Source organism: Streptomyces sp. NPDC102441 (assembly GCF_044765585.1).
Taxonomy (GTDB): Bacteria; Actinomycetota; Actinomycetes; order Streptomycetales; family Streptomycetaceae; genus Streptomyces.
Map to the genome: position 1 here is coordinate 445,837 of NZ_JBIWKH010000001.1, position 17,132 is coordinate 462,968.

General features: G+C 69.6%; 16 protein-coding genes. All 16 read right to left on the bottom strand.

What is annotated here, in order from left to right:
* Positions 1–2: 2 nt before the first annotated feature.
* Complete coding sequence (gene atpA / locus ACIREO_RS02050) at positions 3–1,574, bottom strand: F0F1 ATP synthase subunit alpha (RefSeq protein ID WP_404103676.1); 1,572 nt, start codon at positions 1,572–1,574, stop codon at positions 3–5.
* A gap of 146 nt (positions 1,575–1,720) precedes the next feature.
* Positions 1,721–2,536, bottom strand: coding sequence for a F0F1 ATP synthase subunit delta (locus tag ACIREO_RS02055; RefSeq protein ID WP_404103678.1), 816 nt, complete (start codon positions 2,534–2,536; stop codon positions 1,721–1,723).
* A complete protein-coding gene (locus tag ACIREO_RS02060; RefSeq protein ID WP_404103681.1) occupies positions 2,533–3,078 on the bottom strand; it encodes a F0F1 ATP synthase subunit B in 546 nt (181 codons plus the stop codon). The genes ACIREO_RS02055 and ACIREO_RS02060 overlap by 4 nt, the downstream gene beginning before the upstream one ends.
* A 45-nt stretch (positions 3,079–3,123) precedes the next feature.
* On the bottom strand, positions 3,124–3,345 hold the full coding sequence (gene atpE / locus ACIREO_RS02065; RefSeq protein WP_404103683.1) for an ATP synthase F0 subunit C: 222 nt from the start codon (positions 3,343–3,345) through the stop codon (positions 3,124–3,126).
* A gap of 71 nt (positions 3,346–3,416) precedes the next feature.
* Positions 3,417–4,232: a F0F1 ATP synthase subunit A gene (gene atpB, locus ACIREO_RS02070; RefSeq protein ID WP_404103686.1), complete on the bottom strand. Its 816-nt coding sequence runs from the start codon at positions 4,230–4,232 to the stop codon at positions 3,417–3,419.
* A 222-nt stretch (positions 4,233–4,454) separates the two neighbouring features.
* A complete protein-coding gene (locus ACIREO_RS02075) occupies positions 4,455–4,892 on the bottom strand; it encodes a hypothetical protein (RefSeq protein WP_404103689.1) in 438 nt (145 codons plus the stop codon).
* 262 nt (positions 4,893–5,154) lie between these two features.
* On the bottom strand, positions 5,155–6,522 hold the full coding sequence (locus tag ACIREO_RS02080; RefSeq protein ID WP_404103692.1) for an MraY family glycosyltransferase: 1,368 nt from the start codon (positions 6,520–6,522) through the stop codon (positions 5,155–5,157).
* Between the two features lie 81 nt (positions 6,523–6,603).
* Entirely contained in the window at positions 6,604–7,911 is a 1,308-nt protein-coding gene (glyA, locus tag ACIREO_RS02085) for a serine hydroxymethyltransferase (protein ID WP_404103695.1), read from the bottom strand.
* Between the two features lie 130 nt (positions 7,912–8,041).
* Entirely contained in the window at positions 8,042–8,683 is a 642-nt protein-coding gene (locus ACIREO_RS02090) for a protein-tyrosine-phosphatase (RefSeq protein WP_404103698.1), read from the bottom strand.
* Positions 8,680–9,327 (bottom strand): L-threonylcarbamoyladenylate synthase, encoded by a 648-nt coding sequence (locus ACIREO_RS02095; protein WP_404103701.1) that lies wholly within the window; start codon positions 9,325–9,327, stop codon positions 8,680–8,682. The genes ACIREO_RS02090 and ACIREO_RS02095 overlap by 4 nt, the downstream gene beginning before the upstream one ends.
* A gap of 58 nt (positions 9,328–9,385) precedes the next feature.
* Positions 9,386–10,231: a peptide chain release factor N(5)-glutamine methyltransferase gene (gene prmC / locus ACIREO_RS02100; protein WP_404103704.1), complete on the bottom strand. Its 846-nt coding sequence runs from the start codon at positions 10,229–10,231 to the stop codon at positions 9,386–9,388.
* A 52-nt stretch (positions 10,232–10,283) separates the two neighbouring features.
* Positions 10,284–11,360: a peptide chain release factor 1 gene (prfA, locus tag ACIREO_RS02105; protein WP_404103707.1), complete on the bottom strand. Its 1,077-nt coding sequence runs from the start codon at positions 11,358–11,360 to the stop codon at positions 10,284–10,286.
* 151 nt (positions 11,361–11,511) lie between these two features.
* Positions 11,512–11,736, bottom strand: coding sequence for a 50S ribosomal protein L31 (rpmE, locus tag ACIREO_RS02110; RefSeq protein ID WP_033298361.1), 225 nt, complete (start codon positions 11,734–11,736; stop codon positions 11,512–11,514).
* Positions 11,737–11,913: 177 nt separating this feature from the next.
* Positions 11,914–13,017 (bottom strand): LCP family protein, encoded by a 1,104-nt coding sequence (locus ACIREO_RS02115; RefSeq protein ID WP_404103710.1) that lies wholly within the window; start codon positions 13,015–13,017, stop codon positions 11,914–11,916.
* Positions 13,018–13,472: 455 nt separating this feature from the next.
* Entirely contained in the window at positions 13,473–15,566 is a 2,094-nt protein-coding gene (gene rho, locus ACIREO_RS02120; protein WP_404103713.1) for a transcription termination factor Rho, read from the bottom strand.
* 388 nt (positions 15,567–15,954) lie between these two features.
* On the bottom strand, positions 15,955–16,872 hold the full coding sequence (gene thrB / locus ACIREO_RS02125) for a homoserine kinase (RefSeq protein WP_404103715.1): 918 nt from the start codon (positions 16,870–16,872) through the stop codon (positions 15,955–15,957).
* Positions 16,873–17,132 lie beyond the last annotated feature (260 nt).

Here is a 17,132-nt window from a genome sequence, read left to right on the forward strand (position 1 = left end):
GATCAGCCCTCGCCCAGGAGCTTGCCGTCCGAGGTCTCGAACTGCTGCTTGAAGGTGGCGATCGCGTCGGCGATCGACTGCAGCGTGTCGTCGGACATCTTGCCGCCCTCGGCGATGCTGGTCAGAAGGTCCTTGCGCTCACGGCGCAGGAACTCCAGCAGCTCGGTCTCGAAGCGACGGATGTCCTCGACCGGGACCTCGTCCATCTTGCCCGTGGTGCCGGCCCAGACGGAGACGACCTGCTCCTCCATCGGGAACGGGGCGTACTGCGCCTGCTTCAGCAGCTCGACCATGCGCTTACCGCGCTCCAGCGACGCCTTGGAGGCCGCGTCCAGGTCGGAACCGAAGGCGGCGAACGCCTCCAGCTCGCGGTACTGGGCGAGGTCCACGCGCAGTCGGCCGGAGACCTGCTTCATGGCCTTGTGCTGGGCGGAGCCACCGACTCGGGAGACCGAGATACCGACGTTGAGCGCCGGACGCTGACCCGCGTTGAACAGGTCGGACTCCAGGAAGCACTGGCCGTCGGTGATGGAGATGACGTTGGTCGGGATGAACGCCGAAACGTCGTTCGCCTTGGTCTCGACGATCGGGAGGCCCGTCATCGAACCGGCGCCCATGTCGTCGGAGAGCTTGGCGCAGCGCTCCAGCAGACGCGAGTGCAGGTAGAAGACGTCGCCCGGGTAGGCCTCGCGGCCCGGCGGACGGCGCAGCAGAAGCGACACGGCGCGGTAGGCGTCGGCCTGCTTCGAGAGGTCGTCGAAGATGATGAGGACGTGCTTGCCGTCGTACATCCAGTGCTGGCCGATGGCCGAGCCGGTGTACGGCGCCAGGTACTTGAAGCCGGCCGGGTCGGACGCCGGGGCGGCGACGATGGTCGTGTACTCCAGCGCACCGGCCTCTTCGAGGGCACCGCGCACGGAGGCGATGGTGGAGCCCTTCTGACCGATGGCGACGTAGATGCAGCGCACCTGCTTGTTCACGTCGCCCGTGCGCCAGTTGTCGCGCTGGTTGATGATCGTGTCGACGGCCAGAGCGGTCTTACCCGTCTGACGGTCGCCGATGATCAGCTGTCGCTGGCCGCGGCCGATCGGCACCATGGCGTCGACGGCCTTGTAGCCGGTCTGCATCGGCTCGTGCACCGACTTGCGGACCATGACGCCAGGGGCCTGCAGCTCGAGGGCGCGACGGCCTTCGGTCGCGATCTCGCCGAGACCGTCGATCGGGTTGCCGAGCGGGTCGACGACGCGGCCGAGGTAACCCTCGCCGACGCCGACGGAGAGCACCTCACCGGTGCGCTGCACCGGCTGGCCCTCCTCGATTCCGCTGAACTCGCCGAGGACGATCGCACCGATCTCGCGCTCCTCGAGGTTGAGGGCGAGACCGAGGGTGCCGTCCTCGAACTTCAGCAGCTCGTTCGCCATGGCGGAGGGCAGGCCCTCCACCTTCGCGATGCCGTCGCCGGCAACGCTGACCGTCCCGACCTCCTCGCGCGAGGCCGCGTCCGGCTGGTACGACTGGACAAAGTTATCCAGTGCGTCCCGGATCTCCTCCGGCCGGATCGTAAGCTCCGCCATCTGGGGTTCCCTGCTCTCCTTGTTGGGCCCGAAGTTTCTCAATGGGGTCTGGGGGCGACCCCCAGGAATCTTCTGCAATTTCTGCACGGCCCAACCGGGCCGCAATTCTTGCTCGTTCAGTTGGTGCGGTGTGGCGCTGCGCGCTGTCAGCCGGCCATCCTGCGGGTGACCTCTTCGAGGCGCTCCGCGATCGTGCCGTTGATGACCTCGTCACCGACGCGCACCACGATCCCGCCGAGGACCTCGGGGTCCACGTCCAGGTTCAGGTGCATCTGCCGGCCGTAGATCTTCGCCAGGGCGGCGCCGAGGCGCTGCTTCTGGCGATCGGACAGCGGCACCGCCGAGGTGACGACGGCGACCATACGGTCCCGGCGCTCCGCGGCGAGCCTGGACAGGGAGTCGAGTCCCGCTTCCAGGCTACGTCCTCGGGGCTGCGTCACGAGGCGTGTGACCACGCGCTCGGTGACGGGCTGGGCCTTGCCGCCGAGCAGGCTGCGCAGCAGCTCGCTCTTGGCGGAGGCCGTGGCCTTCCGGTCGGTCAGGGCGGAGCGCAGCGCGACGTCGGAGCCGACGATCCGGCCGAACCGGAAGATCTCGTCCTCGACGTCGTCGAGCGCACCGGCACGCTGGGCCGCGGTGAGGTCCGCGGTGGCGGCCAGCTCCTCGACGGAGTCCACCAGGTCACGCGACTGCGACCAGCGGGAGCGGACCATGCCGGAGACCAGGTCCACGGCTTCGCCGCCCACCTGACCGCGCAGCAGTCGTCCGGCCAGCTCGGCCTTGGCCTCGCCTCCCTGCGACGGGTCGGTGAGGACCCGGCGCAGCGACACCTCGCGGTGGAGCAGCGCGGTGACGGCTGCCAGCTCCTCGGCGAGCTTCGCCGCGTCGACCGACGTGGAGTCGGTCAGTGCGTCGAGACGCTCGCGTGCGGCGGCCAGCGCCTCGCGGCTCGCGCCGTTCATCGGACAGCCTCGGCCTTCGCCTCGAGCTCGTCGAGGAACCGGTCGACGGTGCCGCTCTGCCGGGCGTGGTCCTCGAGGGACTCACCGACGAGCTTGCCGGCCAGGGCGGTGGCGAGGGTGCCCACGTCCTGACGCAGCGCGGACGCCGCGGCCTTGCGGTCGGCCTCGATCTGGGTGTGGCCGGCGGCGATGATCTCCTCGCGCTGCCGCTGACCTTCCGCCCTCATCTCCTGGATGATGACGGCACCCTGCTCCTGCGCCTCCTGGCGCAGACGAGCGGCCTCGTGGCGGGCCTCGGCGAGCTGAGCCTTGTACTGCTCAAGAACGCTCTGGGCCTCGGTCTGGGCCGCGTCGGCCTTCTCGATTCCGCCTTCGATGGCCTCGCGGCGCTCTTCCAGAACCTTGTTGATGTTCGGGAGGAGCTTCTTGGCGAGGACGCCGAAGACAATGGCGAAGGCGATCAGACCGATGATGATCTCGGGGACCGCCGGGATCAGAGGATTCTGGATCTCTTCCTCTGCCGCCAGCTGTAGGGCGATCACATCAGTGCCTTTCGTCTAGTGGGCGGTTCGCTGATCCGAGGATCTCTAGTAGACGAAGGGCATGACGAGACCGATCAGGGCCAGCGCCTCACAGAGCACGAAGCCGAGGATCTGGTTGGAGCGGATCAGGCCGGCCGCCTCGGGCTGACGGGCCAGCGCCTGGGTGCCGTTACCGAAGATGATGCCGACGCCGACGCCGGGACCGATGGCGGCGAGGCCGTAACCGATGGAGCCGAGGTCGCCGGTGACAGCAGCAAGGTTGGACATGCCAGTTCTTCCTTCTCTTTCAGAACCGGTGGAGGTTTGCCACCGGAGGACTATCGGGGTGGAGCGGCTGGTCAGTGGTGCTCTGCGAGGGCGCCCTGGAGGTAGTTGCACGCCAGGAGCACGAAGACGTAGGCCTGCAGAGCCTGGATGAACATCTCGAAGACGGTCATGAGGAGAACCATCACGAACGAGACACCCGCGTAGGCGATGCCGATGCCGTTCAGCAGGTACCAGCTGGCGATGGTGAAGATCAGCAGCAGCACATGTCCGGCGAACATGTTCGCGAAGAGTCGCACCGCGTGCGTGAACGGCCGGATCAACAGGTTCGAGAAGAGCTCGAAAACCATGACCATCGGCAGGGCCGGGCCGATCGACTTGTCGTAACCCGCGATGTTCTTCCAGCCGCCGACGAAGCCGTGCCGCTTGAAGGTCACGCTGACCCAGAGGATGTACACGATCGCGGCCAGCCCCGCCGGGAATCCGATGACGGACACCACCGGGAACTGGGCGAGCGGAATGATGGCCCAGATGTTCATCATCCAGATGAAGAAGAACAGCGAGACCATGAGAGGCACGTACTTCTTGCCCTCGCGCTTGCCGAGCGACTCGTACACCACACCGGTACGGATGAAGTCGTAACCGGCTTCGGCGATCATCTGGAGCTTTCCGGGCACCAGCTTCGGCTTGTTGAAGGCGGCCCAGAAGAAGCCGACGACGACAACGGTGCTCAGGACCGCCAGCAGCATCGGTTTGTTGATCTCGATGCCGCCCACGGTGGCGATCGGCTCGAAAACAAAGGAGTGCAGGCCAGGAGCCGGGAAGCCGCATCCGTCGAAGATGTGGCAGTCGGTCTCGAAGGCGAGCACCGTCGTCGGGTCAGCACTCACCGCGGGCTCCTTCAGCGTGGCGCATAGGTACGGCAACCTCGTTGTGTCGGCGCGGCAAGCAGCCGCTGGTCGGCACTGGACTGGTTTTACGGATGGGGGGCGGCTCAGGCATTACGCCTCGCGATGAAGCAGGCGCCGTTTTTGATGCCCGCGCCCGCAGTGCCGCAGTTGGCACCGGACGATAGCAGGGTCTCGAACGCGCGCTTATCCCGGCCCTACCCCTCACGTCGAAGACCCCATGTTCTCGGGCGTCTTGCCCGCGGACGACTCCGGTTCGACGTAAAGGATCTTGGTCTTCATGTGGACACGGATCTGCGCCGCGACCCAGGCAAGGGTGGCGACCATCACCGCGGCCGCGAAGGCCCTGGAATTGAACAGCGTCGTGTCCTTGAACGCGGCGACGAAGACGAAGAGCAGCAGCAGTTCGACCGTGTAGAGCACCAGCCCCATGGCCTGGAACAGATGCGGCAGCGACTTGGCCGTGCGTTGCAGAACGCCGAGTCCGATCCCCATGAAGAGGATCACCACCAACGTTCCGACCGCAGCACCGATCGCTCCCTCGCCGCCGGCGAGCGCAGCGCTGACGGCGACGGTGACGACACCGGCGGCAGCAGTGGGCACGGCGGTGTGAAGGAGAGTCCGGGCGTCGTTGGACGGCATGGCGGTTACTCCGCTTTGCAGGGGGTGGTCAGTGGTCGTCAGGGACGAGCGTAGGCCCGGTCCGAATCGGTGCTTCGGGCCAAAGGACCGTGCTACTCAGGTCCTTCGGCCTCCTCACCGGGCTTCGTGAACGGTATCACAAACTATTTGATGAGGTCTTTACTCAGAAAGTGTGCCAGCTGTCACACGTGAGGGTTACTTCGCGCGTGTGTGCAGAACATCACGGCGCATTGTCTGGTATGGGGACTTCTGTGCCGGGAGGTCAGCGCGGTGAGTCGGCGCGGTCCCGATCCGTGAAGCGCGAACGGGGGCCGATGGCGGTCGCTCCGTTGACGCCGGAGACACCCACGGACACGGGCCGCTCCGGCCCGGCGGAAGCCATCTGCGAGCCCTCGGGCCCGTGTTGGCCGTCAGAGGCACCTTCGGCCTCCTCGTCCTGGCCGCCGTGCCGACGGCGCCTGTAGCGCGGCGGCACGAAGGACTCGGCCCAGTGGGGGGCGCGCGGGGTGAAGCGCGGCATGAGCAGCAGGACGAGGCCGACGGCGCTGAGCCCCACGATCACCAGCACGATCCAGAGCGACGCGGAGTGCACGGAGTAGCCGACGGCGCCGAAGGCGATCAGCGCGGACCAGAAGTACATGATCAGCACGGACCTGCTGTGCGAGTGCCCGATCTCCAGCAGCCGGTGGTGCAGGTGCCCGCGGTCGGCGGCGAACGGCGACTTCCCGTTCCAGGTGCGGCGGACGATCGCGAGGACCAGGTCCGCGGCGGGAATGGCGATGATCGTCAGCGGCAGCAGCAGCGGGATGAAGACGGGCAGCATCGCGTGGGTCGCCGCGCGCTCACCGCCGGCGAAGAGGTTCATCAGGTCGGGGTCGACCTGGCCGGTGACCGAGATCGCGCCGGCGGCCAGCACCAGCCCGATCAGCATCGACCCGGAGTCACCCATGAAGATCCGGGCGGGGTGCATGTTGTGCGGCAGGAAGCCGAGGCACATGCCCATCAGGATCGCGGCGAAGAGCGTCGCGGGGGCGGCGGCCTCGATGCCGTACCCGTACCAGAGGCGGTAGGTGTAGAGGAAGAACGCCGCGGCGGCGATGCACACCATGCCGGAGGCGAGACCGTCCAGTCCGTCGACGAAGTTGACGGCGTTGATGGTGATCACGACCAGGGCGACCGTGAGCAGCGTGCCCTGCCACTGGGTGAGCGCGACGGTGCCGACGCCGGGGATGGGCAGCCACAGGATCGTCAGACCCTGGATGACCATGACAGCGGCGGCGATCATCTGGCCGCCGAGCTTGATCAGGGCATCGATCTCGAACTTGTCGTCCAGGACGCCGATCAGCCAGATCAGGGCTGCGCCCGAAAGCAGGGCCCGTGGTTCGTTGGACAGTTCGAAGACACTGTTCAGGTTGTTCAGGTGGTCCGCGACGATCAGCCCCGCGCACAGTCCGCCGAACATGGCGATGCCACCGAGCCGAGGTGTCGGTTCCCGGTGCACGTCGCGCGCACGGATCGCGGGCATCGCCCCGACCGCGATGGCGAACTTCCGCACCGGCCCGGTCAGCAGATAGGTAACCGCTGCCGTGACACAGAGCGTCAGCAGGTAATCACGCACGGGCTGCCCCACAGATTTCGCCGGCCATCTCAGCCCCACACCCTAGTCTCATGAGCAAGGACACCGTGCCACGGGCTGTTGGTTGCACACCGCCTACCCCGGATACGGCGGATTGTGCTCTGCCAGTCCGCGGACCTCGGCCCGCAGCAGGACGGGGTCGCCCTCCTCGCGCACGGCCGCGCCGAACAGCTCGGCGATCCGCGCCATGTCGTCCTCGTCCATGCCCTGGGTGGTGACGGCCGCGGTGCCCAGCCGGATCCCGCGCGCGTCCCCGTACGGCAGCGCGCAGGTGTCCAGGACCATCCCCGCGGCCATGAGCCGCTCACGGGCGGTGCGGGCGTCGACGCCCAGCGGACCAGGGTCCACGACGACGATGTGGGTGTCCGTGCCCCCCGTGGTGATCTCGAAGCCCTCGGCCTCCAGAGCGGCCGCCAGGACGCGGGCGTGCGCGACGACCCGGTGGGCGTAGAGCGCGAACCCCGGGGTCGCCGCCTCCCCGAACGCGACGGCCTTCGCCGCGACGGTGTGCATCTGGGCTCCGCCCTGGGTGAACGGGAACACCGCGCGGTCGATCCGCTCGGAGAGCTCCACGCCGCACAGGAGCATGCCGCCGCGCGGTCCGCGCAGCACCTTGTGCGTCGTCGCGCACACCACGTCCGCGTATGGCACCGGGCTTGGCGCCGCTCCCCCGGCGATCAGCCCCATCGGGTGCGCGGCGTCCGCGATCAGATAGGCGCCCACCTCGTCGGCGATGTCCCGGAACTGCTCGTAGTCGGGGTGGCGGGGATATGAGATGGACCCGCAGACGATCGCCTTGGGGCGCCGGGCCCTGGCCAGAGCGCGCACCTGCGCGTAGTCGATCAGCCCGCTGTCGGGGTCGACGCCGTAACCGGCGAACTCGAACCAGCGTCCGGAGAAATTGCCGGGAGCACCGTGGGTGAGATGTCCGCCGTACGGGAGCCCCATGGCCAGCACCGTGTCACCGGGGCGCAGCAGCGCGGCGTACGCGGCGAGGACGGCCGACGATCCGGAGTGCGGCTGGACGTTGGCGTGCTCGGCGCCGAACAGCGACTTGGCCCGCCGGACCGCGACGCGTTCGGCGGCGTCGGCCTGTTCGCAGCCGCCGTGATGGCGGGCGCCGGGGTAGCCCTCGGCGTACTTGTTGGCGAGCGGGGAGCCGAGGGCGGCGAGGACCGCGGGCGAGGTGAAGTTCTCGGCGGCGATGAGCTGGAGGGTGCTCGACTGCCGCCCGGCCTCGGCCATCAGGACGGAGCCGATCTCCGGGTCCTGGAGGAGCAGGGCGCCGAAGTCCTGCGGCATGACGGTGTCCGGCGCGGACGTCGCGGACGTCGCGGAGGGCGGGGGCGCGGCTGCGCGTGCGGCTGGAGTGGTGACCGGCATCTGACGGCTCCGGGCCTGGAGGAGGGGTGCGTGGCGTCAGATCCAATGTAGGCCCGCCCCGGGCCGCCTGCCCGCTGCCGGGCGCCCTTCTACGCCGGTCGGCGCACCCCCTTCGGGGCGCGTGTGCGGCTCAGTGCGGGGCGCGCACTCCGGTCAGTGCCGTCATGACGGGATCGAGCGCCTGGCTGATCTCGTCGCCGATGGAACGGAAGAACGTGATCGGGGCGCCGTACGGGTCGTAGACCTCGTCGGCCTCCGCGGTGGGGGCCAGCAGCCAGCCGCGCAGGGCCGCCGCGGCGCGCACCAGCGCGCGGGCACGCTCGACGACGCCCTCCTCCATGGCGTCGGGCAGCGTCGCCGGGTCTATGGCCCGCACCAGCCGGGTGAACTCCTTGAGCGTGAAGGTCCGCAGGCCCGCCGAGTGGCCCATGGAGATCACCTGGGCGCGGTGGTCGCGGGTGGCGGTGAGCACCAGGTCGGCGCGGATCACGTGCTCGTCGAGGAGCTCGCGGCCGACGAAGCCGGTGGGGTCGGCGCCGAAGTCGGCGAGGACGACCTCGGCGTTGGCCTCCATGGGCGCGCCCTCATGTCCCCAGGTGCCCGCGCTCTCCACGATGAGGCCGCCGCTGAGCGGGTCACCGAGACGGTCCACGAGGGCATGGCGGGTCAGCCGCTCGGTGATGGGCGAGCGGCAGACGTTGCCGGTGCTGACGTGGAGGATGCGGAAAGTGTCGTGCCGCCCCGTTATGCCACGCCCCTCAGGGGCGGTCAATTGGCCACCTCGAGGTCGGGTACCACCTTGCGGAGTTCCTCGACCGAGAGGGCACCTGCCCGCAGCAGCACCGGGATCTTGCCGGTGACGTCGACGATCGACGACGGGACGATCCCGGGGGTCGGACCGCCGTCGAGGTACACGGAGACGCTGTCGCCGAGCATCTCCTGCGCGGCGTCGCAGTCCTCGGGCGAGGGGTGTCCGGTGAGGTTGGCGCTGGAGACTCCCATCGGGCCGACCTCCGTGAGGAGCTCGATGGCGACCGGGTGCAGGGGCATCCGGACGGCGACGGTGCCGCGGGTGTCGCCGAGGTCCCACTGGAGCGAGGGCTGGTGCTTGGCGACGAGCGTGAGGGCACCGGGCCAGAACGCGTCGACGAGCTCCCAGGCCTGCTCGGAGAAGTCGGTGACCAGACCGTGCAGGGTGTTCGGGGAGCCGATCAGGACAGGGGTCGGCATGTTGCGGCCGCGGCCCTTGGCGTCGAGCAGGTCGGCGACGCCCTCCGAGCTGAAGGCGTCCGCACCGATCCCGTACACGGTGTCGGTGGGCAGCACGACCAGTTCGCCGCGGCGGACGGCGGACGCGGCCTCACGCAGGCCGGTCGTACGGTCGGTCGCGTCGTTGCAGTCGTATCGCCGTGCCATCAGCCGGCCTCCTCGGACATGTACGGGTAGGGATCGTGCGGTACCGGTGCCCCGGTGGTCACGGCATGGCCTTGCGGGCCGTCGCGAACCGGGGCCGGTTGTTCAGGTCGGGGTGGTCGGCCGCGTCGGCCCAGCCCCGCTCCTCGGTGAAGATCCACGGCACCTGGCCGCCCTGGGTGTCGGCGTGCTCGATGACGACGAGCCCGCCGGGGCGGAGCAGACGGTGCGCGGTGCGCTCGATGCCGCGGATGGTGTCGAGGCCGTCCTCGCCGGAGAAGAGGGCCATCTGCGGGTCGTGGTCGCGGGCCTCCGGCGCGACGTACTCCCACTCGGTGAGCGGGATGTACGGCGGGTTGGAGATCACCAGGTCGACCTGGCCGTCGAGCTCGGGAAGGGCGCTCAGGGCGTCTCCCCGGTGGACGGTGACCCTGGACCCCTCGGCGTTCTTCCGGGTCCACCTCAGGGCGTCCTCGGACAGCTCCACGCCGTGCACACGCGAGCGCGGCACCTCCTGCGCCATGGCGAGCGCGATCGCACCCGATCCGGTGCAGAGGTCGACGATCAGAGGTTCGACGACGTCCATCGCGCGGACCGCGTCTATCGCCCAGCCGACGACCGACTCGGTCTCGGGCCGGGGCACGAAGACGCCGGGGCCGACCTGGAGCTCCAGGTAGCGGAAGAAGGTGCGGCCGGTGATGTGCTGGAGCGGTTCGCGGGCCTCGCGGCGGGCGATCGTCTCCCAGTAGCGGGCGTCGAAGTCCGCGTCCGGCACATGGTGGAGCTCGCCCCGCTTGACCCCGTGCACGAACGCGGCGAGTTCCTCGGCGTCGAATCGCGGTGAGGGGACACCGGCGTCGGCCAGCCGCTGGGTGGCCTGGGCCACCTCGGCGAGCAGCAGGTTCATCGCGGTTCTCCGTACGGGTTCACGAGCGGGGCTGGGCGGTGGAGCTTACGGCTTATGCGGCGGCGAGCTTGGCGGCGGAGTCTGCGTCGACGCAGGCCTGGATGACGGCGTAGAGGTCACCGTCGAGTACCTGGTCCAAGTTGTACGCCTTGAAGCCGACGCGGTGGTCCGAGATGCGGTTTTCCGGGAAGTTGTACGTCCGGATCTTCTCGGAGCGGTCCACGGTACGCACCTGGCTGCGGCGTACGTCGGAGGCTTCCTGCTCGGCCGCTTCCTGGGCGGCGGCCAGCAGCCGGGACCGCAGGATGCGCATGGCCTGCTCCTTGTTCTGGAGCTGGCTCTTCTCGTTCTGGCAGGAGGCGACGACACCGGTCGGCAGGTGTGTGATGCGCACGGCGGAGTCCGTGGTGTTGACGGACTGGCCGCCCGGTCCCGAGGAGCGGTAGACGTCGATGCGCAGGTCGTTGGCGTGGATCTCGACATCGACCTCCTCCGCCTCGGGCGTGACGAGCACGCCGGCGGCCGAGGTGTGGATGCGGCCCTGGGACTCGGTCGAGGGCACGCGCTGCACGCGGTGCACGCCGCCCTCGTACTTCATCCGCGCCCAGACGCCCTGGCCGGGCTCGGTGGCCCCGTTCCCGCCCTTTGTCTTCACGGCGACCTGGACGTCCTTGTAGCCGCCCAGCTCGGACTCGGTGGAGTCGATGATCTCGGTCTTCCAGCCGACGCGCTCGGCGTAGCGCAGATACATGCGCAGCAGATCGCCGGCGAAGAGGGCGGACTCGTCGCCGCCGGCGCCCGCCTTGATCTCCAGGAGCACGTCCTTGTCGTCACTGGGGTCGCGCGGGACCAGGAGAAGGCGGAGCTTCTCGGTGATCTCCTCGCGCTGCTTCTCCAGGACCTTGACCTCGGCGGCGAAGTCGGGGTCGTCGACGGCGAATTCGCGGGCGGTCTCGATGTCGTCGCCGGTCTGCTTCCAGGACCGGTAGGTGGAGACGATCGGGGTCAGCTCCGCGTAGCGCTTGTTGAGCTTGCGCGCGTTGGCCTGGTCGGCGTGGACCGACGGGTCGGCGAGCTTCTTCTCGAGATCGGCGTGTTCGCCGATCAGTTCCTCGACCGCCTCGAACATCTTCGGGCTCCTGGTTTCTGCGTCGTACGTCTGCGGGCCTGCTGGACGGTGTGCTGCCGGTGCCGTGCAAGGGGCGTCAGGCCGCACAGCCGGAAAAAACGCCGGTCCCGGCGCCCCGCTGGAGGGCGTCGGGAACCGGCGCAGTGGCTCGCTACTTGCTGGCGGAGCCGGCAGCCTTGCCGAAGCGGGCCTCGAAGCGGGCCACGCGGCCGCCGGTGTCGAGGATCTTCTGCTTGCCCGTGTAGAACGGGTGGCACTCGGAGCAGACGTCGGCACGGATCGCGCCGCCGTCGAGGGTGCTCCGGGTGGTGAACGACGCACCGCAGGTGCAGCTGACCTGGGTCTCGACGTACTCGGGGTGAATGTCGCGCTTCAAGGTGTCTCCTAGATTCGGGAGGGCTCCGGGTCGTTCGCGCGGATTGCGCGTCCGTGAACCGGGGCCGACGTACCAGTCTGCCAGGACCGGCCGTATCTCCCAAAACGAGGACCGGGCCGTGTGTATTCCCGTGCGTACGGGGAACGTTCCGCGACCGTCCGGTGACTGAAGGTGCCGTTACCGTACGACCTGCCCCGCCCCGCCCTTGTCGCCGGCCGACTTCGCCGTGGCGGAGGCGGGGACCGGCTTGTCCTGCTTCAGGGCCGCCCACACCTTCCGGTCTGCGTTCTCCTGGGGCAGCACCCGGTTCGGGTCCTCGGGGTCGTACTCCACGGGCAGCGTGACCATGTCGATGTTCTTCGAGCCGAGCCCCTTGAGCCCGTCGGCGAAGCCGGTGAGCTTCTTGACGGAGGCCAGCTGGGAGTCGGTGGTGACGGCCTTGGTGGCGGTGTCGGCGAGCCCGAAGAGCGTCTTCGGGTTCGAGAACACCCCGACGCTCTTCGCCTGGTCCATCAGCGCCTTGACGAAGGCCTGCTGGAGCTGGATGCGGCCCAGGTCGCTGCCGTCGCCGACGCTGTGGCGCGTACGGACGAGGCCGAGCGACTGCTCCCCGCTCAGGGTGTGGGGTCCGGGCTTCAGAGCGAGGTGGCTGTCGGGGTCGTCGATCGCCTGCGAGGTGGTGATGTCGACGCCGCCCAGCCCGTCGACGAGCTTCTTGAACCCGGTGAAGTCGACCTCGACGTAGTGGTCCATGCGGATGCCCGACATCGACTCGACGGTCTTCACCGCGCAGGCGGGCCCGCCGACCTGGTAGGCGGAGTTGAACATCGTCTCGTGCTCCGCGCCGACCTGCTCCCCGGTCGTGTCGCTCGTGCAGGCGGGACGGTCGACGAGGGTGTCCCGCGGGACCGAGACCACGCTCGCGGAGGTGTGCCCCTCGTTGACGTGGACGACCATCGCGGTGTCCGCACGTGCGGACCCCTGGTCGGCGCCGTACTCCGCGTTGGCGCCGGAGCGGGAGTCCGATCCGAGCACCAGGATGTCCTGCGACCCGTTGTCCACGTCGTCGGGACGCTCGGCGCCCAGCGCGGCGTCGATGTCGACGCCCTTCAGGTTCCCGTTGAGCGTGAAGTAGGCGTAACCGAGCCCGGATCCTCCGACGACCACCAGGGCGGCGGCGCCCCACAGGGCGATCTTCTTCGCCCGGCGGCCACGGGACGGCTTCCTCCGGCGGCTGCCGGTGCCGCGTATTCGGCCGGTGCTCCTGCTCTGCTCGCTCATGCGGTCCCTCTTTCGCTTCTCGCTGTTACCCCCTGCCGTGGTGCACGGGCGCGGTCCGGCGTCACTCGGTGGGACGACCGGAGCAGCGAGAAGCGTTGCACAACCCGCTGAGGCCCCCGTCCGGCGACGGGGGCCTCGGAAAGAGCGGGCGGGCGGACCGGGAACCCGGCGCTCACCTGGTGTTTCAGCCGAACAGGGCCGCCGCTGCTCCGGCCGTCACGGACGCGACGCGTGTGGCAAAGATCGCACGTCGCCGGGGTGCGTCCCGCCCGGCGGACCGACGGGTCCGCGCCGTGCACGCCGGCGGCCGTGCCGGGCATGTGGCAGCCGTCGGGCGAGGTCACTCCGCCTGGGCCGCGCCGCCCGGAGGACGGCCAACTCATGGGAGGTGACGTACGGCAGATGCCCCGTCACCTTCGTGACGGGGCATCTGTTCATCCAGTGGCGGGGCGACGTCAGTCGTTGCCGTTGCCCGGCGTCGTCTTCTGGATCTGGAGCAGGAACTCCGCGTTGGACTGCGTCTTCTTCATGCGGTCCAGCAGAAGCTCGATCGCCTGCTGCTGGTCGAGCGCGTGAAGCACCCTGCGCAGCTTCCAGACCACGGCCAGTTCGTCGGTGCCGAGAAGGATCTCTTCCTTACGGGTGCTGGACGCGTCGACGTCCACCGCCGGGAAGATGCGCTTGTCCGAGAGCTTCCGGTCGAGCTTGAGCTCCATGTTGCCGGTGCCCTTGAACTCCTCGAAGATCACCTCGTCCATGCGCGAGCCGGTCTCGACGAGCGCGGTGGCCAGGATGGTCAGCGAGCCGCCGTCCTCGATGTTGCGCGCGGCACCGAAGAAGCGCTTCGGCGGGTACAGCGCGGTCGAGTCGACACCACCGGACAGGATGCGGCCGGAGGCCGGCGCCGCCAGGTTGTAGGCGCGGCCCAGACGGGTGATCGAGTCCAGCAGGACCACCACGTCGTGCCCCAGCTCCACGAGGCGCTTCGCGCGCTCGATGGCGAGCTCGGCGACCGTGGTGTGGTCCTCGGCGGGGCGGTCGAAGGTCGAGGAGATGACCTCGCCCTTCACCGACCGCTGCATGTCGGTGACCTCTTCCGGACGCTCGTCGACCAGGACGACCATCAGGTGGCACTCGGGGCTGTTGACCGTGATCGCGTTGGCGATCGCCTGAAGGATCATGGTCTTACCGGTCTTCGGCGGCGCCACGATCAGGCCTCGCTGGCCCTTGCCGATCGGTGCGACCAGGTCGACGATCCGGGTGGTCAGGATGTTGGAGTCGGTCTCCAGACGGAGCCGGTCCTGCGGGTACAGCGGGGTCAGCTTCTGGAACTCGGCGCGGCCGCGGCCGCTCTCCGGCGCCATACCGTTGACGGAGTCGAGACGGACCAGCGCGTTGAACTTCTCACGGCGCTCGCCGTCCTTGGGCTGGCGCACCGCACCCGTGACGTGGTCACCCTTGCGCAGGCCGTTCTTACGGACCTGGGCGAGCGAGACGTACACGTCGTTCGGTCCCGGCAGGTAGCCGGAGGTCCGGATGAACGCGTAGTTGTCGAGGATGTCGAGGATGCCCGCGACGGGGATCAGGACGTCGTCGTCGGCGACCTGGACGTCGGTCGCGAAGTCGTCGCGGCCACGACGGCCACGGCGGTCGCGGTAACGGCCCCGACGGCCGCGCCGGCCGCCCTCGTCGTCGTAGGCGTCGTCCTGCTGGCCGCCGCCGCCCTGCTGGCCCTGGTTCTGGCCGCCGCCCTGCTGGCCGCCGCCCTGCTGGCCCTGCCCGCGGCGTCCGCCGCCCTGCTGGCCCTGGTCGTCGCCCTTGCCCCGGCGGTCGCGCTGGCGGTCGCGGCGGTCGCCGCGGTCCTGGCGGTCGCCGCGCTCCTGGCGGTCGCCACGGTCACCGCGCCGGCCGTCCTGGCGGTCGCCGCGACGGCCCTCGGCCGTGTCGACTGCGGACTCGGCCTTGGCCTCGCCCTTCGTCTCGGCGCGGTCGTCGCCGCGGTCCTGGCCCCGGTCCTGACGGCCCTCGGCCTTGGGCTCCGCCTTCGGCTCGGCCTCCGGCTTGGACTCGTCCTTGGTGTCGGGGCTGCCCGCCTGCGCGGTGGCCCGGCGACGGCGGCGCTCGCCCGCCGGCGGCTCGTCGTTGGCGGGCTGACCCGGGATGTCGATCTGCTGCTGGGCGTCCGCCTTCTCGGCGGCCGGGGCGGCAGCGTTCTCGTCGCCCGTGCGTGTCTTGGACGTGGCACGCCGCTTCGGCTTGCTCCCGGCGTCCGTACCGGTGGATGCGGCGGCCTTGGGGGCGGGCGCGGAGGATCCTCCGGCCTGCGCCTCCTTGATGACCTCGATCAGCTGGCTCTTGCGCATCCGCGCAGTGCCCTTGATGCCGAGGCCGGACGCGACCTGCTGCAGCTCGGCCAGGACCATGCCGTCAAGGCCGGTGCCGGAGCGGCGGCGCCGTGCGGTGGTGCCAGTGGCAGCACCTTCGGCGGGCACGGAGCTGTCGACGCTCTTGTCGGCAGTCACGCCCATCAGATCGGTGGTGTCGCTCACGAAGGGTCCTTCCCTGGAGCGGACGTCGGCCTTCTGGCTCGGCGACCGGTTGTGCTGTCCGACTGCGGTCTGTTGATCGTGTCGATCGCGGACCTTGCCGGGGCGGTGGTCCGCCGGGTGCGGCGGAGAGACGAATGTGCGGGGTTCCGGCGCGAGATCCCCCTGCTCGGCCCACTCCTGGACGAGCAAGAGGGTGTCGTGCCGGTTCCGGAGCGTGTTCGAAAGCTCAGGCAGGCTGCTCAGGCAGTCGGGGAGGCTCCCGGAAGAGTGGTGGTCCCGGAGGGGGACACGAAGCAACGCGCCACGAAGACGTCGATTGCTGACTTGAGGTTAACACTACCGGCTCCAACAAACATTCCCCCTCTCATGCACCGGCAATCACGTGGGATTACGCGGCGAGCGGCAACACGCTCGCACCCGTGGCGTCGAGAGCGAGCCGGTTCGCGGCCCATCCCTCACCCGCCAGCCGGGCGACCTTGTCGGCCGAGCCCTCCTCCGTCAGCGCGAGCACGGTGGGCCCCGCACCGGAGATGACAGCAGGGACGCCGTCGGCGCGCAGCCGGCTCACCAGCTCCACGGTCTGCGGCATCGCGGGACCCCGGTACTCCTGGTGGATCCTGTCCTCCGTCGCGGCGAGAAGAAGCTCGGGGCGCCGGGTCAACGCCTCGACGAGCAGGGCCGCACGACCGGAGTTGGCCGCGGCGTCCACATGGGGGACGGTGCGCGGCAGCAGGCCACGGGCGGTCTCGGTGAGCACCGGGGTGGCCGGCACGAACACCACTGGTACGACGGAGGTGGCAGGGTCCATCCGGATCGCCCTGGCGGCTCCCCCGTCCATCCAGGCGAGTGTGAATCCGCCGAGCAGACAGGCGGCGACGTTGTCGGGGTGCCCCTCGATCTCGGTCGCCAGCTCCAGCAGCGCGGCGTCGTCGAGACGGGCCTCGCCGCCCGTCGTCACGGCGCGGGCCGCGACGATCCCGGCGCAGATGGCGGCGGACGAGGATCCGAGGCCGCGGCCGTGCGGGATGCGGTTGGCACAGACGATCTCCAGGCCGCGGGGCTGTCCGCCGAGCAGGTCGAAGGCCGTGCGCAGCGAGCGTACGAGCAGGTGGTTCTCGTCGCGGGGCAGCGTCTCGGCGCCCTCACCCGCGATGTCGATGTGCAGCCCGGAATCGGCGACCCGGACGACGACGTCGTCGTAGAGCCCCAGCGAGAGGCCGAGGGCGTCGAAACCAGGGCCCAGATTGGCGCTGGTTGCGGGGACGCGCACCCGTACGGCGGCGGCTCGGAACGCGGGACCGGCCATCGGTTGGACGACTCTTCCTGTACGGCGGCGGGGATGTTGTGCAGGGTACTTCGACGTGCGTGGGGTGCCGTTGCGCGGGGGGACGGGGGGCCCGGCAGTCACGACGGCTGCTGCACCGCGGCGGATGCGCGGGGCGGGTCGGGCACAGCTTATCGAAGGAAGGTTCTGTGGCGACATAGGGCGCACAGGAGGCGCACGATGCGTGTCGCACACCTCCTGTGCGCTCTCCGCCCCGGAAGGGCGGTTGAGCTGCGGCAAAG